The following is a 19,550-nucleotide window of genomic DNA, read 5'->3' as shown; positions in this document are numbered from 1 at the left end:
AAGGAAGTATCAAAAATTATGAGCAGACTCTCTTATTATGCGGCTGCATTTAATTTATTGGGAATTTGTTATTTATTCCCACCTGATGATGACACCAATAAAACGGCACTCAACTTTTTTAAAACTGGGGATTTTGCAGCACAGTGGCCTTGTAAAATTGAAAACCGCTTGTGTGAACGTTTAATTGATTCCGTTTCTATCGATACAGAGCAATTAAAAACCCAATGGCAAAATCTTTTTGTTGGCCCTAATGCATTGCCAGCCCCCCCTTGGGGCTCAGTCTATTTAGATCCTGAAGGCTTATTACAAGGGGATTCTACCCTTGCACTAAGTGAGTTTTTAAAACGGGAACGCTTAAAAGTAAACACGCCTTTTCCAGAGCCTGTTGATCATATCGGTTTGATGTTATTTCAAGCAGCGGTATTGGCATCGGAAAACAGAGAAGAAGCGGTTAATGAATTATTATCCCTTCATTTGACCACATGGCTACCTCACTATTTAAATAAATTAAAAATGAGTGGGTATGGCCAATTTTATAGCACATTAACAGAACTGGTAACCATCACGGTGAACGCATTCAGAAAATAGAAATTTATTAACAACTTATCATCCTAACATAATTATTTAAGGTAATTTGGACCACGCACCCAAATTACCTTTTTTCGTTTAAGACATTTCTTTTTAAATTATGACGACTTTAATCCTAATCGTTTGGTTAAACGACGTAAGTTAGCGGGATCGAGTGATAATTCTCGCGCCGTTGCCGCCCAATTTTGGTTATTACGTAGCAATGCTTGTTTAATTAAATCCCGCTGAAATTCATCTGTTGCTTCTTTTAAATTCTTTTCTTCCGAAGGTAATGTTTGAGAAGTAGAGTGAACTGGATTTTCAGCCCCTAAAGCAAAATGGCTAACTTGTAAAATAAGGCTATCGGTTTTATTTCCAGCTCTTGCCAACACAATTGCTCGATGAATGGTATGTTCTAATTCACGAACATTGCCTGGCCAAGAATAGTGTAATAAATAAAGGCGTAATTCAGGACTAATAATCACTTGCGTGAGGTTAAAACGCTGACGATATTGCTCGCAAAAATAACCTACTAATAGCAAAATATCTTCATCTCTTTCTCGTAATGGCGGAACATGTAAAGGAAAAATGCTTAACCGATGGAAAAGATCGGCACGAAAATTTCCCGCTAATACTTCTTCCCATAAATCACGATTCGTTGCCGCTAATACACGCACATTAACGCGTAAATTACGATCATCACCAATACGTTGAATATCACCATATTGTAAGACACGCAGTAATTTAGCTTGGAGTGATAATGATAATTCGCCTATTTCATCAAGAAATAAAGTTCCATTATCTGCCATTTCAAATTTACCACTACGATGGCTAATTGCGCCGGTAAAAGCTCCCTTCACATGCCCAAATAATTCACTTTCTGCCACACTCTCAGGAAGTGCCGCGCAATTTAAATAGACTAACGGATTATCTGCACGATTAGACATTTCATGAATGGCTTTTACCACCAGCTCTTTACCCGTTCCCGTTTCTCCACTCACCAAAATATTCATATCTGCGGGTGCAACAATTTCTATCTCTTTTTTCAGTTGCATCATCGAAGGTGATAAACCAATAATTTCTGTTTTTACTGTAGGCTTAAACGTATTGGTTGGCGTAAATAACATATTTTGATTTTCGAGTTGCTCAATCAATAACGCATTATTTAATGCACCAGAGGTTAATGCAGCAATTAAACGTAATTCTTCATCACTAAAAGTATCGAACTGATGAGGGTCCATTCCATCAAGTGTTAGCGTACCAATTAAATCTTGCCCTGCAAATAATGGTAATCCCACACAAGCATGAACTTTTAAATGTTCTCTATCTGGGATAAGTCCATCATAAGGATCGGGTAAATCGCTGTCCGCGGGGAAGCGAACCACGTCGCCCGCACGCGCGATAGTTTCAAGGCGAGGATGTCCTTCAAGTAAAAACCGACGACCTAAAACATCAGGTACAAGACCATCTATGGCTAATGGAATAAATTGATGAGGCTCATAACGAAGCAACGCAGCTGCATCGCAATTTAACACTTGCCGAAGCGTGGTCACCAGTCGCTGAAATCTATCTTGATGACCCACATCTTTTTGTAATTCAATGGCAATTTTAGCCAACACATCAACGGAAAAGCCCATAAAAACACCTCATAGTCATTATGACTGTTATTATGGTCATTTTGACATGATAAAGATAGTCATATTGACAATATTTAAATCACCGTAAAAACAAAAGTCATTTTAAAACAACAAGATAAAAACTGGCACGCTTCTTGATTATATCTATACATATCCCTATGAAAAGATTAATGAGAAGGAACAATACAAAATGGCTATTCATGTTAAAAATAATGTTAATTGGGTTGGACAACGTGACTGGGAAGTTCGTGATTTTCATGGCACTGAATATAAAACATTATTAGGAAGTAGCTATAACAGCTACCTAATACGTGAAGAAAAGAATGTCCTTATTGATACGGTTGACCATAAATTTAGTCGCGAGTTTGTACAAAATTTACGAGCTCAAATTAATCTGGAAGAGATTGATTACATTATTATTAATCATGCAGAAGAAGATCATGCTGGCGCACTTACTGAGCTAATGTCTTTTATTCCTAATACCCCAATTTATTGCACAGCAAATGCGATTGATTCAATCAATGGTCATCACCATCACCCTGAATGGAATTTTAATATCGTTAAAACAGGCGATAGCCTTGATATTGGCAATGGTAAGCAACTGATTTTTGTTGAAACGCCTATGCTACATTGGCCTGACAGCATGATGACCTATTTAACGGGTGACGCGATTTTATTTAGTAATGATGCCTTTGGTCAGCACTATTGTGATGAACGTTTATTTAACGATGAAGTTGACCAAACAGAATTATTTGAGCAATGCCAACGCTATTACGCCAATATTTTGACGCCATTTAGCCGCCTTGTAACACCCAAAATTAATGAAATTTTAGGCTTTAATTTACCTGTTGATATGATTGCCACTTCTCACGGTGTGGTATGGCGTGATAATCCAACACAAATCGTTGAATTATATCTAAAATGGGCAGCAGACTATCAAGAAGACCGCATCACTATTTTCTATGACACCATGTCTAACAATACCCGTATGATGGCAGATGCCATTGCACAAGGTATCAATGAAATTGATCCTAACGTGTTTGTAAAAAGCTATAACGTCGCCAAAAGTGATAAAAATGACATTATCACCAGTGCATTTCGTTCTAAAGGCGTGCTTGTTGGTTCATCAACAATGAATAATGTCATGATGCCAAAAATCGCCGCCATGCTTGAAGAGATGACGGGCTTACGTTTTCGTAATAAGAAAGCCGCTGCTTTTGGGAGTTATGGTTGGAATGGCGGTGCCGTTGACCGTATTCAAACCCGCTTGATGGATGCTGGATTTGAAACCGCACTAGCACTAAAAACCAAATGGCGTCCAGACATGCAAGCACAAGAGATTTGTCGTGAGTATGGCCGTGAAATTGCACGTCAATGGGCTTTAGCGCCACTTCCTGCGACCCAATCTTGTTGTACAACCTCATCACAACCTGAAGTTACCACAAGTGTTGAAGCTATCGATTTAGGTCCACGTATGCAATGTAGTGTATGCCAATGGATTTACGATCCAGCAGTAGGTGAACCAATGCAAAACGTTCAACCTAATACACCATGGAGTGAAGTCCCTGATAGCTTCTTATGCCCTGAATGCTCATTAGGAAAAGATGTCTTTGATGCGCTTGCAAAGGAGGCAAAATGAGTACAGATCTTCTCAATAATGGGATTGTTATTATTGGTGCGGGGTTTGCCGCGCGCCAATTAGTCAAAAATATTCGCAAATTTAATGCAGATATTCCCATTACCCTCATTGCCTCAGACAGCATTGATGAATATAACAAGCCGGATTTAAGCCATGTTATTAGTCAGGCTCAAAATGCGGATGATCTAACAAAACAAACAGCTGAAGACTTTGCGCAACAATATCAACTAGCCATTTATCCTTATACACAAATTGTTGATATTAATACGGATGAAAAACGTATTCAGAGCACTCAAGGTGAGCAATGGTATTACGATAAATTGGTATTAGCGACTGGCGCTAAAACTTATTGCCCTGCTATTTCGGGTCATGAGTTAATGTTTACGCTTAATAGCCAACAAGAATATCGAACTTATGAAGCACAAATTCATCAAGCTAAGCGCGTATTAATTTTAGGTGCGGGTTTAATTGGTACTGAATTAGCGATGGACTTTAGTCGGGCAGGTAAAGAAGTGATCCTTGCAGATATTTCAGGACAATTATTATCTTCCCTGATCCCCTCCGATCTTAGTGGCCGCTTGCAATCTAGCCTCACTGAAATTGGTGTGCGATTAATGCTGAAATCACCATTACAGTCATTAGCACAAACCGACAACGGTATTTTAGCGACATTTAATCGACATCATCAATTAACCGTTGATTGTGTTATTGCCGCAACAGGACTCACGCCGAATATAGAGCTTGCCCATCTTGCAGGTTTGCATACTGATCGTGGGATTATTGTGAATGAATATCTGCAAAGCAGTAATAGCGATATTTATGCCTTGGGCGATTGTGCACAAATCAACGGTAATTTATTACCCTTTTTACAGCCAATACAATTAAGTGCAATGCATTTAGCAAAATCACTTGTGGGCGAAAACAATGCACCTCTTAATTTACCACCGATGATTATTCGGGTGAAAACACCGTTAATGCCACTACATCTTGCCGGTGAAACTGCTCGTAATGACTTAACGTGGAATATTAATACAACACAATCGGGTGTTATCGCCAAAGGCTTTGATGAAAACGACGTATTGCGCGCCTTTGTCGTAACGGAAGAACAAGTAAAAGAAGCTTTTGCTTTATTAAGAGCACTGTCCGCTTAATTTAAGCGGTGATATCGCTAAGAAAAATCAGCAACGCTATAACTTGAATAGACACAAACAGATACTCATAAGTATGTGACTAGTGCGAATGAATGCAGTCAACAACGCTGCAACTTGAAGTATGACGAGGATATTATGAACTTACGTGACCAACCATTAGGCCAACTGGCCCTATCCATTTCCGGCGCCAGTGCCATATTCCGCCAATATAACCTCGACTTCTGCTGTGGAGGAAAAAGAACATTAAGCAAATCTGCGGAGAAAGCAGGACTCAACATTGATGAAATTGAAAGTAAATTAATTGCCCTTTCAGAACAGCCATTAGAAAAAGATTGGCGACAAGCTCCATTGAGTGAAATTATTGATTTTATTATTGTTCGTTATCATGACAAACACAGAGCACAATTACCGGAGCTTATTCTACAAGCAGAAAAAGTAGAACGAGTTCATGAAGCAAAACCGACTGTCCCTAAAGGGTTATCTCGTCAATTAACGCTATTATTAGATGAACTAACAAGCCATATGATGAAAGAGGAACGCATTCTCTTTCCTATGATAAAAAATGGATTGGGAAGCCAAGCTGGGGCCCCTATTAGTGTTATGGAACACGAACATGATGATGCAGGTGAAATTGTTGAAGTGATTAAATTTATTACCAAAAACGTCACACCACCACCTGAAGCCTGCACCACATGGCGAGTACTTTATAATGGTATTAATGAGTTTATTGACGATTTAATGAATCATATTAGCTTAGAAAACAACTTATTATTTCCAAGAGCATTAGCGGGCGAGTAATTACAATCCTGACTTACTTGATTATCGTCCTTACCCTTTTAAAGCCATATTCTTACTTTAAATTAGCTCACCTAAACGACAAAAAGCACCTTAAATAGGTGCTTTTTGCTTAAACAATACAGATCTAAACTTGCAATATTTTACAACTTTGCATTGTTGCCTTATCCGCTTCCTAAGGTGTATACATTTTGATCCTTACGATCTGACCATATACAAGGGTGCAGCGCGGGCGACGTTCGATAATTTATAGAGCAGGGCCGCTCATACCAGCTCTTGAACAAATACTATATTGATAGTAATTGTAATGCAAGCCATACTCATTTTCGAGATGAGCCAAATATTGTTAATGCTTCAATTCGCACATTAGGGTAACGAGCTCTAATAATATTCTCTGCGCACACTAAAGATGTTCCTGTCGTTATCATATCATCAACTAATAATATTCGTTGTGGAGGCTTAGTGCTGCAAAGAATACTTCCCCACATAAGAGGATTAACATATTTACGTAATTTTGTTCTCTTTATCGCTTTTATTTGAAATGGAGTTTCTAGGCTATTTGATGAGATAAATCGTTTAACATCTTCGTGAATAGCACTTTTATCTTTTGAAGAGATCTTTAAATCTCGAGTACAACGTAAAACTTCTGCTGAAGTTACTTTATCTAAAGCATTTGGCTGACAAATACCTATCTGAGTTCTTTTTTGAACCATGCTAGCAAATCGATTACACACAGAACTACTTGAAGGTAAAGGAACAATCCAATCCCATTGGGATGTGTTACTTAAAAAGGCGGGTAATATTTGACGAAAACTAAGACATAGCATTCCGATATCTCTGGGTCTGGTGATAAGACCATGCATTCCCTTTAAAGCATAAAGCATTGGACTATTATCACCAGGTAAAGAGCGATCTCGTTTACCTTTAGTTCGAGAAAAAATAGAAGTTACTTTAAGATCTCCAAGAAAAAGAATAGCTGGATTTCCATTTGGAGTTGTAACACAAAAATCATTATGTGCATGATCAACAGTAACTAAATTATTCGATATATCAATAACAAAGCCCACAGAAAATTCCCTAAAAAGAAGATAAATGCCTCTAAATGAAGCTCTTAAAAATCCCACATCCTTATTATTTCTGTTAAATCAAAACCTTACCGCTCACCTTGAGTATCTATTAACAAACGCTGATTTATATATTCGATAGTCTCGTCTATCGTCATAATATTATTAACGACATTAGTAATACCTTGCCCAATAATCGTTTCTGCTTGGCGTAAATTAAATAATTTGCCATTTGGTACTGATGATTCTCGTATTCCTTTATTAATTTCTTGATAAGCCAATGTCATCCACGGATAACGATGGCTAATTTCTTGGTTATGGCTGAAATTTTGATGATTACTGTTTCCACCTAATAAAATAAGGTGATCCATAACCATTGGGGAATAAAGCCAACGATAAAATTGCTCTGCATATTGTGATTTTTGGCTATAACGCGAAACCCCTAATACGCCACCGCCTAATTGCGGAATACTTCCCGGTACAGGTGCAAAACCTGTTTTAGGTAAAATATTGCTATGAGCAACGTCGTTAAATAAATTCATATAAGCGATAAGCATAGCTAGATGCCCTTGCTCAAATTGCCTAACCGACTCACTCCACCACTTATTATGAATATTCTCTGTGATCGACAACTGTTTTAAATATTCTTCTAATATTTCACCCGCTAAAGGCATTTCCAATCTAGGAATATTATGACTTCCTATTAAACACCCGCCTTTTGCGTAATAACGTAATAAATACTCTGTTGCGATCAGCCCTGCACTACCCAATGTTGTTGAAGCTCCCATTGGACGACTTAATTGCCCTTCTTCATGTTGTTCAGTAAAAAACTGCGTCACATTATCGTATTCTTCAAATGTTGTCGGTACGGTTAACTCATTACCTGTTTTTTCGTAATACATTCTTTTTAAAATAGGATCTTCAAACAAATCTTTCCGATAAAACAAGAGTTGCGCACTGGCATCAAAAGGCATGGCGTAAGCAACATTATTCACTAAACTAAATTTCTGCTGAGTAGGCAGTGAAAAATTATTTAATAAGTCTGTTAATCCGTTACCGATTTTATCTAATGGCTGTAATATTCTTTCTGCAAACCAAGGAAAACAAGCCATATCAATACGCAATAAATCATAATATGGGTGCAAATGTAACTGACTTAATATTTGATAAACTTCATCGTAAGGGTGTATCGCTAAATTAACTTTAATGCCTGTTTGGCGATAAAAATGAGGTAATAGCTTTTTTAATGCACTGGTTGAAGGGCTAGGTAAAATCAGTAAATTAAGGCTGATATCCGCTTTATCTTCACTGATAACCGCCGGAGTTAAAGTATAAAGATGGTCACTTTGATTACGCACACAAGTCACATTCTTTTCAGTTATTTCACCTTCATCCTCTTCTTGCATTAATGCATCCATGACTTCTAATCCAAGTTGAGCGTAATTCATTGGAAAGTAATACAACCCTTTTAATACAGGTGGAATATTGTCGCTCAATGCAAAGATAGGTGGGCAATCATTATGACTACCGAAATAACTGGCTTGTGTTAAATAACGTGCTTTCTCTATATCTTGAGCTATAAATATGTCTGGGATTTGCTCCATAGAAAAGAAATCAAACGCAATTTTATAACTCTCTTCATCTGACGCACAAAGCACCACATTTTTCTTATTGGGTGCCTTCTCTAAAAGTCGATTTTGTAATTCATTGGCAAAGTTTTGATTATTTACATAGTCGCTACTTCCCATAAAAATGCCCACTAATTTACCTGTGGTTTTTGCAATCTGTTGGCAAATAGCTTCTGCTGCTTGAGCAAAATCGAGTGTGAAATATCGTTGAGTATTTAAAGGTTCACGATAAACAAATGCAACTTGAGAAGGCGGTAATTTTAACGTGTCAAAATAGATATTTGCATCTTTGAGACAGCTAACGGTGATCACTTGTTTATAGCCACCTGCTGCAATTTTCTGTAACGCCTCTAATTCTGTGGTTTCAAGATCATCGGTTAAAAAAAGATCGTAAGTGACCTCAGGAAAGTGAGCAATAGACTGTCTTAAGGAATTAAAGAAAACGGCATATTTTTCAGAGACTAATTGAGGTAGAAGTATCGCAATTTTATGGCTTTTATTGGTTCTTAACAGTTGAGCCTGCGTATTTAATTGATAGCCCATTTTTTTGGCGGCTTGATACACAGCTTCAATTTTCTCAACACTCACATTTCCACGTTTATTCAATACGTTAGAAACCGTTCCATGAGAGACACCCGCTAATTTTGCAATATCTTTAATCGTTGCCATTGACCTTTTTCCATCTCAATTTCTGCTTTCACTAGCATACCTGAATTATTTATCGCGACTACTGCTAATTGATTTGAACGTTCCATTTTTAATTTGTTTATAAAACAAGCGTTTATTACTTATCAAAAATAAATGATTATCAATATCAATTAAAAGTTATATCAATATTAATCAATATGATAAGAAATTTAATTTGAATGAGATCACTGATCTGATCTTCATTTATTGGCAAATGATTTTCATCATTTTATTATTGGAACGTTCAAATTAATCTATAACTTATAGATAGCCAACACCAGATAATTAATAAAATCATAATAAAACAATAGGATAAGGGGATTTCTTATGAAACTTCATTTTTTAGGGACGGCTGCCTCAGAAGGCATACCCAATCCCTTCTGCCGTTGTGAACACTGTCTAAAAGCAAGAGAACTGGGTGGGAAAGATATCAGAACTCACTCTTCTGCCATTGTCGATGACATTATGTTAATCGACGTATCACCTACATTTAGTTACCAATTAATGCGTGATGGAATGGATGCTACCAACTTTGAAAGCCTTCTATTCACTCACACTCATCCGGATCATTTCAATGTTGGCGATCTGTTTAGCCGAATGGAAGGTTATGGTTTTGAAATTAACCATCCTCTTCATATTTTTGGTAATGATCGTGCGATTAATGGTTGTATCGAAGTTTTACCTGGTTACAGCAAAGAGCGTTTTGCTTTTCACTGCTTAATTCCTTTTGTTACTGTCGAAAGAAATGGCTATAAAATTACACCATTACTCGCTAATCATGCGAAATGGGAACTTTGCTATGTTTATCATATTGAGAAAAATGGCAAGGTTATTTTCTATGGGCATGATTCTGGTTGGTTCCCTGAATTAACATGGAAATGGTTAGAAAACAAACCACTAGATATCGTTGTTTTTGAATGTACTTATGGACTCAATGGTAAAGATCGTACCGATAATCATATGAGCCTAGAAACGGTATTTGCAGCGAAAGAAAAACTGCAACAGCAAGGTTGTTTACATCAAGATACACAAATTGCCGTTTCGCATATTTCACATAGCGGCAAATTGCTTCATCACGAATTAGAAGCTGTTTGTGCTCCTCATAATATCCGCGTTGCCTACGACGGATTAACGTTAGAAACAAATTAAGAGGAGAACGATGATGGATATGAAAATAACCTCTCGCTTACTGATAATGATGTTTGTGCAATATTTCATGCAAGGTGCATGGAATATGACTATGGGGCTGGTATTAAGTAGCTATGGTATGGCAAGCATTATTGGTAATGCCTACGCTTTATTAGGTGTCGCTACCATTATCTCCCCATTATTTATTGGTATGGTGGCTGACCGTTTCTTTGCTTCACAAAAAGTCATGGGCATCCTTCATTTAATTAATGCTGCAGTCATTATTTGTGTTCCTCAATTTATTGAAGCACAAAACAGTGGCATGACTTTATTCTTAATTTTCATTATTGGATTATTGTTTTATCCAACAACTGCGCTTTCAAATAGTATTAGTTTCTCCCATATTAATGGCGTGAAATATTTCCCTATTATTCGTGTATTCGGTACGTTTGGTTTTATGGCTATCGGATTTATATTAGGTGAAATGGGCTTCTCTGGTAGTACGATGACTTGGTATATCGCTTCTGCTGTGGGTGTTTTACTTGGTTTCTACTGCTTTACCTTACCTAACACGCCACCGAAAGCAAAAGGTAAGCCATTCTCTACTCGTGATATTTTATGTTTAGATGCGCTTTCATTATTTAAAGATCGTTATTTCGCTATCTTAATGTTTAGTATCTTTATTTTAATGATCCCAAAAACAGCTTACTCCGCTTATATTCCCGTTTTTATTAAAGCATTAGGTTTTAATAACGCGGCGTCTATTATGCAAATAGGTATAGCCTGTGAAGTTCTGTTTATGTTCGTATTGTCATTCTTCTTAATGAAGTTTGGCTTCAAAATTACATTACTTTTAGGTGCTGTTAGCTGGATCATTCGCTCAATATTCTTCTCTTATGCCGCGGTAAATACTGAATTTTATTTTATCGTTATCGGATTAATGCTACAGGGATTATGTTGGGACTTCTTCTTTACTGCTGGTGATATCTATGTTGACCGCAAAGCCAAACCGGAAATTCGTGCTCAAGCACAAGGCCTACGCTTTATTGTCTCTAATGGTTTCGGCTTATTATTTGCTTCCACTATTTGTGGTCAAATCTTTAATTCAACCATAACAGAAACAGGTGATGCTGCATTACCACAGTGGTCAACATTCTGGATATATCCAGCAATCGTTGCTGCCGTTGTCACCCTATTCTTTATCTTCTTCTTTAAAGATGATGTGAGTAAAAAGAAAAATGACGAAGATAAGAAAGCACCAGAAGGTGCAGTAACTCCTTAGTCTTAGAATAATAGGCCAACGTTAGGAGCAAACCATGGACGCATTAATTCAGTTTGTTGGCAGCATTGGCCCTTTATCACTATCAAGTATCGCTAAATTACTGGCCGCCTTTATTTTGGGCGGCCTTATTGGCTTAGAGCGTGAATCAAAGGGAAAACCTGTCGGTTTTAAAACCTGTGTCATTATTGCCGTTGCCAGTTGTTTATTAACCATTGTCTCTATTCAATCTGCAGAATATTACGCCAATATTTCAGACAATATTCGTAGTGATCCCATGAGATTAGCGGCACAAATTATCAGCGGTGTCGGCTTTCTTGGCGCTGGTGTTATATTGCATCGACGCGATGATGCAATTTCAGGTCTAACGACCGCAGCCATAGTATGGGCGTCAGCAGGTGTTGGTATTGCTTGTGGCTCAGGTTTTTATTGGCATGCCATGATTGTGACTGTTCTCTTTTTTATGGCTATTCAACTTAGCCCGCAAGTGGTGCTATTTCAGATGAAAAACCAACGCTTAGGTAAGATCAAAGTGCGCATGTTATTTACTCATGAAAGCGGTGTTCCTCTTTTAATTGAGTATTTAAAAAGCCATAAAGATGTCATTGAGAATCTGACTATTCGCGATATTAAAAAAGAGCGCGTTGAAGTGAACTTGAAACTGTTAGTTCGGCAAAAAATTACCTTACCCGAATTTTATTGCTCATTAAAACAGCTTGAACATGTTCATTCTGTTTCTTTGGATCATTAATATATTCAAAAATAAAAAGTGCGCTTTATCTAAGATAATTGCGCACTTTTTTATTGTTTTGATGATCGATTAATGGTCTTGTTAAGGATTTTTCACGACTAACGGATTACCAAAACGCTCTAAATACATCATGCCAAAGATTGTTGAAGCATAGTCTGTAATATGTCCTACATCACGATAAACTGGCACACCTTCTATATCGGTTAGACAGACATTTTTATCACACTGCACATCTTTAGGATCGATGATAATTAAAGTTGGATAATCCTTTTTTAACTTAACAAATAACTGATTCATCCATGTGTTTCCCTCACCTTTATAGTTTTTTGGGTTACAGTTATTATCTGCAAAATCCTTTCTTAATTTTGCATTTTCATAAAAACAGGTCATAAAGCTACTTGGCATAGAATTAACTGTTTTAATAAAAACAGGCTTAGCCCCTGTGGCAATAATAATATCAAGCGCTTCGCGCATCGCTTTCTCAACACGTTTGCGAGACTCTTCAACGGTTCTAACATCACCTATCTTATTAATGACATGATTTGACGCGTAGTTATTCCAAACTTGCCCAAATATTACATAATCGAAGTGGCTATTCTTGATAAGTTGATAATATTTCGCCGTTTGATCGTAACAACGTTGATAAACTGTATTTTTATGATTAGACCAGTCATAAAGATAAATATTAGGAAGCGTAATACACGATGAAGTTGCTTGTGCATATACATCTATCTTGGCGTCTTTACCCAAAATATCCATAAAGCCCCAATAATGATTTGCATGAGAATCACCAAATAAAAAGGCTTTTTTCTGACTTCCTACTTCACCAATATGGCACATTTTATCTGGATCAGTGGCTTCAAAATTCATACATTTAGTTCGATTGGGATAATCAAACTGATTCAATTTTTCTTCTAAATTAACGTAATTTTGACCAAGCCTTGCTCCAATACCTTGATATTTTTCATTCAATGCATTTAGCCCAAAAGCAAATAAAATAGGAATAATTAATAAGAGAGTGATGGAATATTTAAAGGCTAAGCGCTTTCTTCTAAACGGTTTTTCAATCAGAAAATAAGAGCTAATCGATAGCAGTAAGGTTAATGTTAACATCGATCCCTTTTGCAGTTCTGTATTAAACACACCAATATAACGTGCAACTGCAAATAATGGCCAATGCCATAAATAGAGAGAGAAAGATAATAACCCGATAATCACGATTGGCTTTAGTGAGAGTATTTTTTCAATAATGCTTCCATGTTGTCCGGTATAAATAATTAGCGCAGCACCAAGACAAACATACAACGTATTAAGGTTCGGATAACCTGCAATAATATCGTTTTGAAATGCAACCCAAACAATAACACCTAACGCAATTAAGCTAATAACGTCATTTATTCTTTGATTAGGTTTTATCTTTGTTGGGAAGTAGGCAACACAAGCTCCCAGCATAAATTCGAAGATCCGCGTACTAAAATAGTAGTAGTTTTTCGGTTGATCTTTTTGGTAATAAAACACCAGAATAAATGAAATAGCAGTGACTAACACCACTAGATAAAAATGATTAACCCTTTCTTTTGCATTGATTTTATGTAGAAAATAAAGCGCAAAAGGTAAAAAAAGATACCATTGCCACTCTATCGCTAAAGACCATGTATGCAATAACGGTAAAAAGAGTGCATCTTGCGCTGCATAACTGGTTGTCGCTCTCGCAAAATATTTATTAGAGAGGAAGGCTGAGGCATATTTCTCGCTATTTGTAATATCTAAATAATCACTAGGTAGGTAAAAAAGCCCAGAAATCACTAGAACTGAAATTAATACAACAAGATAAAGTGGTTGTAATCGCCATAATCGACGATTATAAAAATCACGAAATGAAAAATTACCTTGTGATAATGAAGTTTTAATTATCAGCGAAATCAAAAAACCAGAGATCACAAAAAAAATATCAACACCAATAAACCCTGACGGAATTAAGCGGTTATCCAAATGAAAAAGGATAACCAGAATAACAGCGACCGCTCTTAAACCATCTACATCAGCACGATATTTGACATTCATAATCCAAACACATAATCCGAATAAAAAGAATTGCTGAATTATATACTAATTAGCCATATCGCTTTAGTCACAAAAAGATGTGATAGCCATTTAATACTTAATATTAATAGCACCGAAATGGCCATAACTGATTAAATTCCATCGTTAAACCCAATTGCACTTCAGATGAAAGCGAACCTTTGCTTACCACAAATTTTGGATGTCGAATAATAATAGGGGTATTAATCGCATGATGTATTAATGATCGGTTTTGCTCTAGCTCATCATAAAGCTGCTTCATCTCTGCTGATGGCGTATTTTCACCTAATCGCCCAAGTGTGATATGAATAATGTCTTTATGAAGCACGCTCTCAATTGGGATTTGCTGATAAATTTGCTGCCTAAAAAGTGTTAATTCCTCTGAGATACCCGTTAATATCAAACTGCCATTGGATGTGAGTACAACGTCATTAAATAAAATTTCGATACTTTTTATTTGATTAAAGATTTTTGCAATCTCATGACACCACGATAATAATACGGGTCGTTGCAGTTTAAACTGCTCATTTTGTTGATTAAAAATTGTTAATAATGTGGAATGAAATTCTTGTGGTTGAGTCAATTCAATAAATGGAAACTTAAGCGCAAGCTGTTCACAATAAGCTATTAGTTTTTGACTAAAAGGAATAAAGCTTTCCTCAATTTCAGGCTGAGAAATTATTAATTGCCCTGCATTTAAGCTGACATCAATAATACTTTCATCATTAACTTGTCGTTGCCAAATTTCGCCAGTTGCCAGTTTTTTGAGTGTTGCTTGTGTCAGGAATTCGTATGCCATCCGTACACCTTAATAAGAATAAAATAGTAACTCGTACTTTGGTTTGAGTGGCATTTAAAATCAAGTTTTAGAGTCAATAATAAAAAAGTGGCTTTCTTCTAAAAGCCACTGTCACATCAAAGGGGGAGAGATGTTAAAAAATGGGTCTATCTATAAATAATTAAATTAAAGCTAAATTGATTACAGAAAATCAGCTGCTTTAAACTTCGCTAATGCATCAGCTTTTTGCTCTGCTGTCATTGGGCGTAATGGGCGACGAGGAGAGCCCACATCAATACCATGCAGCTGCATTGCTACTTTTCCTGCTGCAACACCGCCGTATTCAACTAAAACACGAATAATCGCAATCACTTTATCCATGCAAGCAGTAACGCCTTCATGATCACCAGCTTTAAATTTTTCAATAATTTCAAGATATAATGGTGCAGCATAGTTATATGTACTGCCGACAGCGCTTGATGCACCACAGGCTAATCCAGCAGGAATAAATTCATCAACACCAAATGGAACATCGTACTTTCCGCCATCTACGCGTAAGCAACGCTGGAATTCATACATATCCGGGGAATTAAATTTCATACCAGATAAATTAGGTATTGTTTTACCCGCTACTTGTAGGAATTTTTCCATATCAATATTTAAACCTGACATGGTGGAGTGATAATAGTAAAAACCTTTAGAAGGTGCGCTAGCTGCGGCCAAACGACAATATTCAACAAGATCATCAACATTACCTGGTTTGAAGAAACAAGGACCAATAACGGATGTTGCTTTGATATCTAAGGTTTCGGCATGGCGAGCAAGTTCTAGCGTATCAGCAATACTTAATGCACCTGTATGAATAATAAGATCAAGTTTACCCTGACTTGCATTAACCCAGCGTTCAGCTACTTTCTTACGTTCTTCAACAGAACAATGAATACCTTCGCCTGTTGTTCCTAATACATAAGCACCTGTCACACCACTTGCAATTAGGTGTTTTGCTATTTCATCAATGACAGAATAATTAACGCTACCATCAGTTGCAAAAGGAGTATGAGGTGCGGCAATCAGTCCAGAGAGTTTGTTCATGATAACTTCCTTTGGAGGTTAATTTCTTTTATATTAATTTTATGGAGCTTAACTCTATATTAGGGAGCAATACTTCAGAACGCAATAACGAAATGAGCATTAAAGGAAGAGAAAAATGAAAGTGTGATCTTTAGCCAATTTTCACTAAAAATCACACAATGTAGAGATAAACTTATGCGGAGTGAGTCTGTTTTAACGCATTCAATGTTCGCAATTTTTGCTCTTTAACCATATCAGGCTGAGCTTGCACTAATAGCGTATAAAGAAGATCTAATACAAAGAGTTGTGCTGTTTTTGTACCAATAGAGTCACCTTGCAGTTTCCCTTGTCGGTTACCATTAATTAAATGATGATCAGCATACTCCATAATTTGTGAGCCTAAATTATGAGTCAATGCGATCGTGCTGGCTCCTGCTTCTTTGGCTAATTTAAGAGCATGGACCGTTTCAGGAGAATTACCGGAATGGCTAATTCCAATAGCCACATCGCCTGGTTTTAATAACGAAGCTTGCATATACATAAAGTGGTTATTTGTAACAGCATCAACACGATAACCAATTCGCATAAGCTTATTTTTTAAATCTTCGGCTGTAATTCCTGAAGAGCCAACACCACAAATAAAAATATAATTTGCTGATAATAAAGCATTTACAGCACCTTGAACTTGCTTCATATCGAGCAGATTCAATGTCTCTGATAGTACGTTATTAATCGTTGCTTGAAGTTTTAAACCAATGGTATGGATATCGTCTTGATGGGTCACTTCTGCATCAAGAATAGGCGACTCTTCATTATCAGAGGTCGCCATTTCAATCGCCAAATCCATTTTAAAATCTTGAAACCCTTTATAACCCAATGTACGACAAAAACGCACAACCGTCGCTTCACCCGCTTTTGTTGCTTGTGAAAGTTGGGCAATAGAGAGTTGAGTAACTTCTGTAGGATGGAACAGGATATAGTCTGCAATACGCTGTGATACTCGCGTTAGACTATTTTTCATTGCGCCTAGCGTATCAAGTATTTTACCCGGCTTTAATCGAGTCGTTGCCTGTTCTGTCATGGAGATTATCCTTGGTTGCAGAAGATACACGGAAAAAAATTCTGCCAACAAGAGTACCAATTCCAACAGGTTAAAAAAAGCCTTGCTCATACAATAATATGATAATAAAAAACGCTTTATTCCTTAATAGCATCAGAATACAACTTACTGATACATCAGAAATAAAGCGCTTAATAAAAATAGTAATTATTAGTCAGTCAATGCAGTGACATCTAACTTAACAACGACTTTCTTCAGTGTGTTTGCACCCTTTTCAGCCGAAATTCCCGGTTTATGAGGTTCATAAGGCATAAAAACAGCAAACATGCTTGATGAAAGCGTTAAGGTCTGTTGACCTATTATTGTATCGGTTAATTGATAATCATCAGCCTCATTATAAGGCGTTACATTTTGAGCAGAACCCTGTATACCAAAATCAATAATTTCTTCACCACTAAGCAATATTTGAATATCAATATAACGCTGGTGTAATTCAGCTCGCTTCTGTTCACGAGGCTGTGTTTCAAACGTCATTACATTCATAAATAGCGTTTCACCATCGATTTTATAACTACCCGGAGCAAGTGAAGTAGGGTCAAGCGCTAATGCTCTTTCCATCGCGTCACGCAATGCGGGATTCATTTCTGGCATTGTAGCCAAATCTGATATGTGTCCAAATAACATAGATTTTTCCCTATTAGTTTCCTGATGTTTCACTATCATCTAATGAAATTTGTTTTGCTGATGCGAAAAGCGGTGCTGTAATTGTTCCTGCAATAACAACAGACATCGCGCCAATCACTCCGTAGAAGAAGAAATTAAGATCACTGCCATAACGCGCAGCTAATACTGCAATAATACTGACAATGATCCCGACAACTGCACTACCTGCATTTGCACGTTTGACAAAAATACCCAGCATAAACAAACCGGTCATTGGGCCACCCATTAAACCAATCAGACTATTAAAGGCATCCCAAATTTCGGACTCATCAGATAAAACTAACCAAATTGCAGCCAAGCTACTAAAGACGCCAGCAACAATAATGACTAATCTTGCGACTTTCATTTTTTGTTCAGCGCTGCGTTCAGATTTACTTAAACGAGTGTAAATATCAGAGTTAAAACAGCTTGAGATACTGTTTAAGCTACTCGAAATACTAGATTGAGCAGCTGCAAAAATAGCTGCAATAATTAATCCTGCAATACCGACAGGCATTTCAGTCACAATAAACAGAGGTAAAATCCCCCCTGTATTAAAGCCTTCAGGTAAAAAATTAGGATTCTGTTTGTAATACACAAACAAGGCAGATCCAATAGCAAAGAAGAAGATAGGAATAATGGCAACTAATTTTGCATTTGTTATCAGTGTACGTTTTGTTTCTTCAATGGAATCCGTCACAATATAGCGCTGCACGACATCCTGACTTGCTGTAAACTGTTGAATATTAGCGAATAAAAAACCGATCATCAAAACAGGAATGGTGCTATCAGTCCAACTCCAACGAAATTGAGTCGTAGGAAAGAATTTATCAGCTTGTGATGTTGCAGTGAAAATCTCAGTAAATCCACCATCAACTTTAAAGCAGATCATAATAAAAATAAGAACTGCACCACCTGAAAGTAATAACCCTTGAATAACGTCTGTCCAAATAACACCTTCAATGCCGCCCATCCAAGTATAAATAATACAGAGCAAGCTAATCAGTACGATTAAGACAACAGGATCGATACCCATAAAAGGACGTAGAGCAAGTACAGTTAAATAAGTAATAATGGCAACCCGACCAATATGGAATAACATAAATGAAAGGCTGGCAAATAAACGACTGCGTACATCAAAACGTGCTTCTAAATATTCATAAGCCGAAGTGATTTTTAATTTTCTAAAGAAAGGAATATAAAAATAAAAAACTAATGGCAAAATAGCGATAGCTAAATATTGCCCGATAATAAAAGTCCAGTCGGAGGTATAAGCTTTTGCTGGGATCGACATAAAAGTAATAGAACTTAAAGTAGTCGCGAAAACAGAAACCCCTGCAGCCCAACCAGGAACTCGACCTCCTCCACGAAAATAATCATCCGCTGTTTTTTGGCGTTTAGAGAAATAAACACCCACGAGTAACATTGCTGCTAAATAACCAAACAGCACTGCATAGTTAATAAAACCAAAATCATGTAATTGCATTTTTTAGTCCTGCCATATGTAGGGTAAAAGGTAAGTTTTACGACA

Annotated in this window: 16 protein-coding genes; 7 read left to right on the top strand and 9 right to left on the bottom strand. The window is 36.9% G+C overall.

Annotated elements, in window-relative coordinates:
- The first annotated feature begins 18 nt into the window (after positions 1 to 18).
- Positions 19 to 588, top strand: a complete 570-nt coding sequence (dmsD, locus tag AB4J89_RS15505; RefSeq protein WP_368469842.1) for a Tat proofreading chaperone DmsD — start codon at positions 19 to 21, stop codon at positions 586 to 588.
- Positions 589 to 686: 98 nt separating this feature from the next.
- Here the strand turns inward: dmsD and norR are convergent, their stop codons facing one another.
- Positions 687 to 2,204, bottom strand: a complete 1,518-nt coding sequence (norR, locus tag AB4J89_RS15500) for a nitric oxide reductase transcriptional regulator NorR (protein WP_368469840.1) — start codon at positions 2,202 to 2,204, stop codon at positions 687 to 689.
- A 190-nt stretch (positions 2,205 to 2,394) separates the two neighbouring features.
- Between norR and norV the strand changes: the two genes are divergently transcribed.
- The 3 genes from norV to ytfE all read left to right on the top strand — a co-directional run bounded on the left by norV (position 2,395) and on the right by ytfE (position 5,792).
- Positions 2,395 to 3,843, top strand: a complete 1,449-nt coding sequence (gene norV / locus AB4J89_RS15495) for an anaerobic nitric oxide reductase flavorubredoxin (RefSeq protein ID WP_098941608.1) — start codon at positions 2,395 to 2,397, stop codon at positions 3,841 to 3,843.
- Complete coding sequence (gene norW, locus AB4J89_RS15490; RefSeq protein ID WP_088494257.1) at positions 3,840 to 4,994, top strand: NADH:flavorubredoxin reductase NorW; 1,155 nt, start codon at positions 3,840 to 3,842, stop codon at positions 4,992 to 4,994. Before norV ends, norW begins: the two co-directional genes overlap by 4 nt.
- Before the next feature lie 135 nt (positions 4,995 to 5,129).
- The gene (gene ytfE / locus AB4J89_RS15485; protein WP_088494256.1) at positions 5,130 to 5,792 is read left to right on the top strand and encodes an iron-sulfur cluster repair protein YtfE; all 663 of its coding nucleotides are present in this window, start codon (positions 5,130 to 5,132) and stop codon (positions 5,790 to 5,792) included.
- A 317-nt stretch (positions 5,793 to 6,109) separates the two neighbouring features.
- Here the strand turns inward: ytfE and AB4J89_RS15480 are convergent, their stop codons facing one another.
- A complete protein-coding gene (locus AB4J89_RS15480; RefSeq protein WP_311755531.1) occupies positions 6,110 to 6,856 on the bottom strand; it encodes a phosphoribosyltransferase in 747 nt (248 codons plus the stop codon).
- An 86-nt stretch (positions 6,857 to 6,942) separates the two neighbouring features.
- The gene (locus tag AB4J89_RS15475) at positions 6,943 to 9,150 is read right to left on the bottom strand and encodes an extracellular solute-binding protein (RefSeq protein WP_088494254.1); all 2,208 of its coding nucleotides are present in this window, start codon (positions 9,148 to 9,150) and stop codon (positions 6,943 to 6,945) included.
- Between the two features lie 345 nt (positions 9,151 to 9,495).
- Here AB4J89_RS15475 and AB4J89_RS15470 point away from each other — a divergent pair, with 345 nt between their 5' ends.
- The 3 genes from AB4J89_RS15470 to AB4J89_RS15460 are packed head-to-tail and all read left to right on the top strand — an operon-like array spanning position 9,496 to position 12,326.
- Complete coding sequence (locus tag AB4J89_RS15470) at positions 9,496 to 10,317, top strand: MBL fold metallo-hydrolase (RefSeq protein ID WP_088494253.1); 822 nt, start codon at positions 9,496 to 9,498, stop codon at positions 10,315 to 10,317.
- Positions 10,318 to 10,330: 13 nt separating this feature from the next.
- Complete coding sequence (locus AB4J89_RS15465; RefSeq protein WP_088494252.1) at positions 10,331 to 11,578, top strand: MFS transporter; 1,248 nt, start codon at positions 10,331 to 10,333, stop codon at positions 11,576 to 11,578.
- Positions 11,579 to 11,612: 34 nt separating this feature from the next.
- Positions 11,613 to 12,326, top strand: coding sequence for an MgtC/SapB family protein (locus AB4J89_RS15460; RefSeq protein WP_088494251.1), 714 nt, complete (start codon positions 11,613 to 11,615; stop codon positions 12,324 to 12,326).
- Between the two features lie 81 nt (positions 12,327 to 12,407).
- On the opposite strand, the gene AB4J89_RS15455 is transcribed toward AB4J89_RS15460, so the two are convergent.
- The 6 genes from AB4J89_RS15455 to AB4J89_RS15430 all read right to left on the bottom strand — a co-directional run bounded on the left by AB4J89_RS15455 (position 12,408) and on the right by AB4J89_RS15430 (position 19,505).
- Positions 12,408 to 14,390, bottom strand: a complete 1,983-nt coding sequence (locus AB4J89_RS15455; protein WP_088494250.1) for an acyltransferase family protein — start codon at positions 14,388 to 14,390, stop codon at positions 12,408 to 12,410.
- Between the two features lie 103 nt (positions 14,391 to 14,493).
- Positions 14,494 to 15,207: a hypothetical protein gene (locus AB4J89_RS15450; protein WP_368469835.1), complete on the bottom strand. Its 714-nt coding sequence runs from the start codon at positions 15,205 to 15,207 to the stop codon at positions 14,494 to 14,496.
- Positions 15,208 to 15,387: 180 nt separating this feature from the next.
- Complete coding sequence (locus AB4J89_RS15445) at positions 15,388 to 16,278, bottom strand: dihydrodipicolinate synthase family protein (protein ID WP_194951460.1); 891 nt, start codon at positions 16,276 to 16,278, stop codon at positions 15,388 to 15,390.
- 172 nt (positions 16,279 to 16,450) lie between these two features.
- Positions 16,451 to 17,338, bottom strand: a complete 888-nt coding sequence (locus tag AB4J89_RS15440) for a MurR/RpiR family transcriptional regulator (protein WP_088494247.1) — start codon at positions 17,336 to 17,338, stop codon at positions 16,451 to 16,453.
- 189 nt (positions 17,339 to 17,527) lie between these two features.
- Complete coding sequence (gene nanQ / locus AB4J89_RS15435; RefSeq protein ID WP_088494246.1) at positions 17,528 to 18,001, bottom strand: N-acetylneuraminate anomerase; 474 nt, start codon at positions 17,999 to 18,001, stop codon at positions 17,528 to 17,530.
- A gap of 13 nt (positions 18,002 to 18,014) precedes the next feature.
- The gene (locus AB4J89_RS15430) at positions 18,015 to 19,505 is read right to left on the bottom strand and encodes a sodium:solute symporter (protein WP_088494245.1); all 1,491 of its coding nucleotides are present in this window, start codon (positions 19,503 to 19,505) and stop codon (positions 18,015 to 18,017) included.
- Positions 19,506 to 19,550 lie beyond the last annotated feature (45 nt).

The organism is Proteus sp. STS61-E, assembly GCF_040932335.1.
GTDB classification, from domain to species: Bacteria; Pseudomonadota; Gammaproteobacteria; order Enterobacterales; family Enterobacteriaceae; genus Proteus; species Proteus mirabilis_B.
This window is presented reverse-complemented; position numbering and strand designations above follow the sequence as displayed.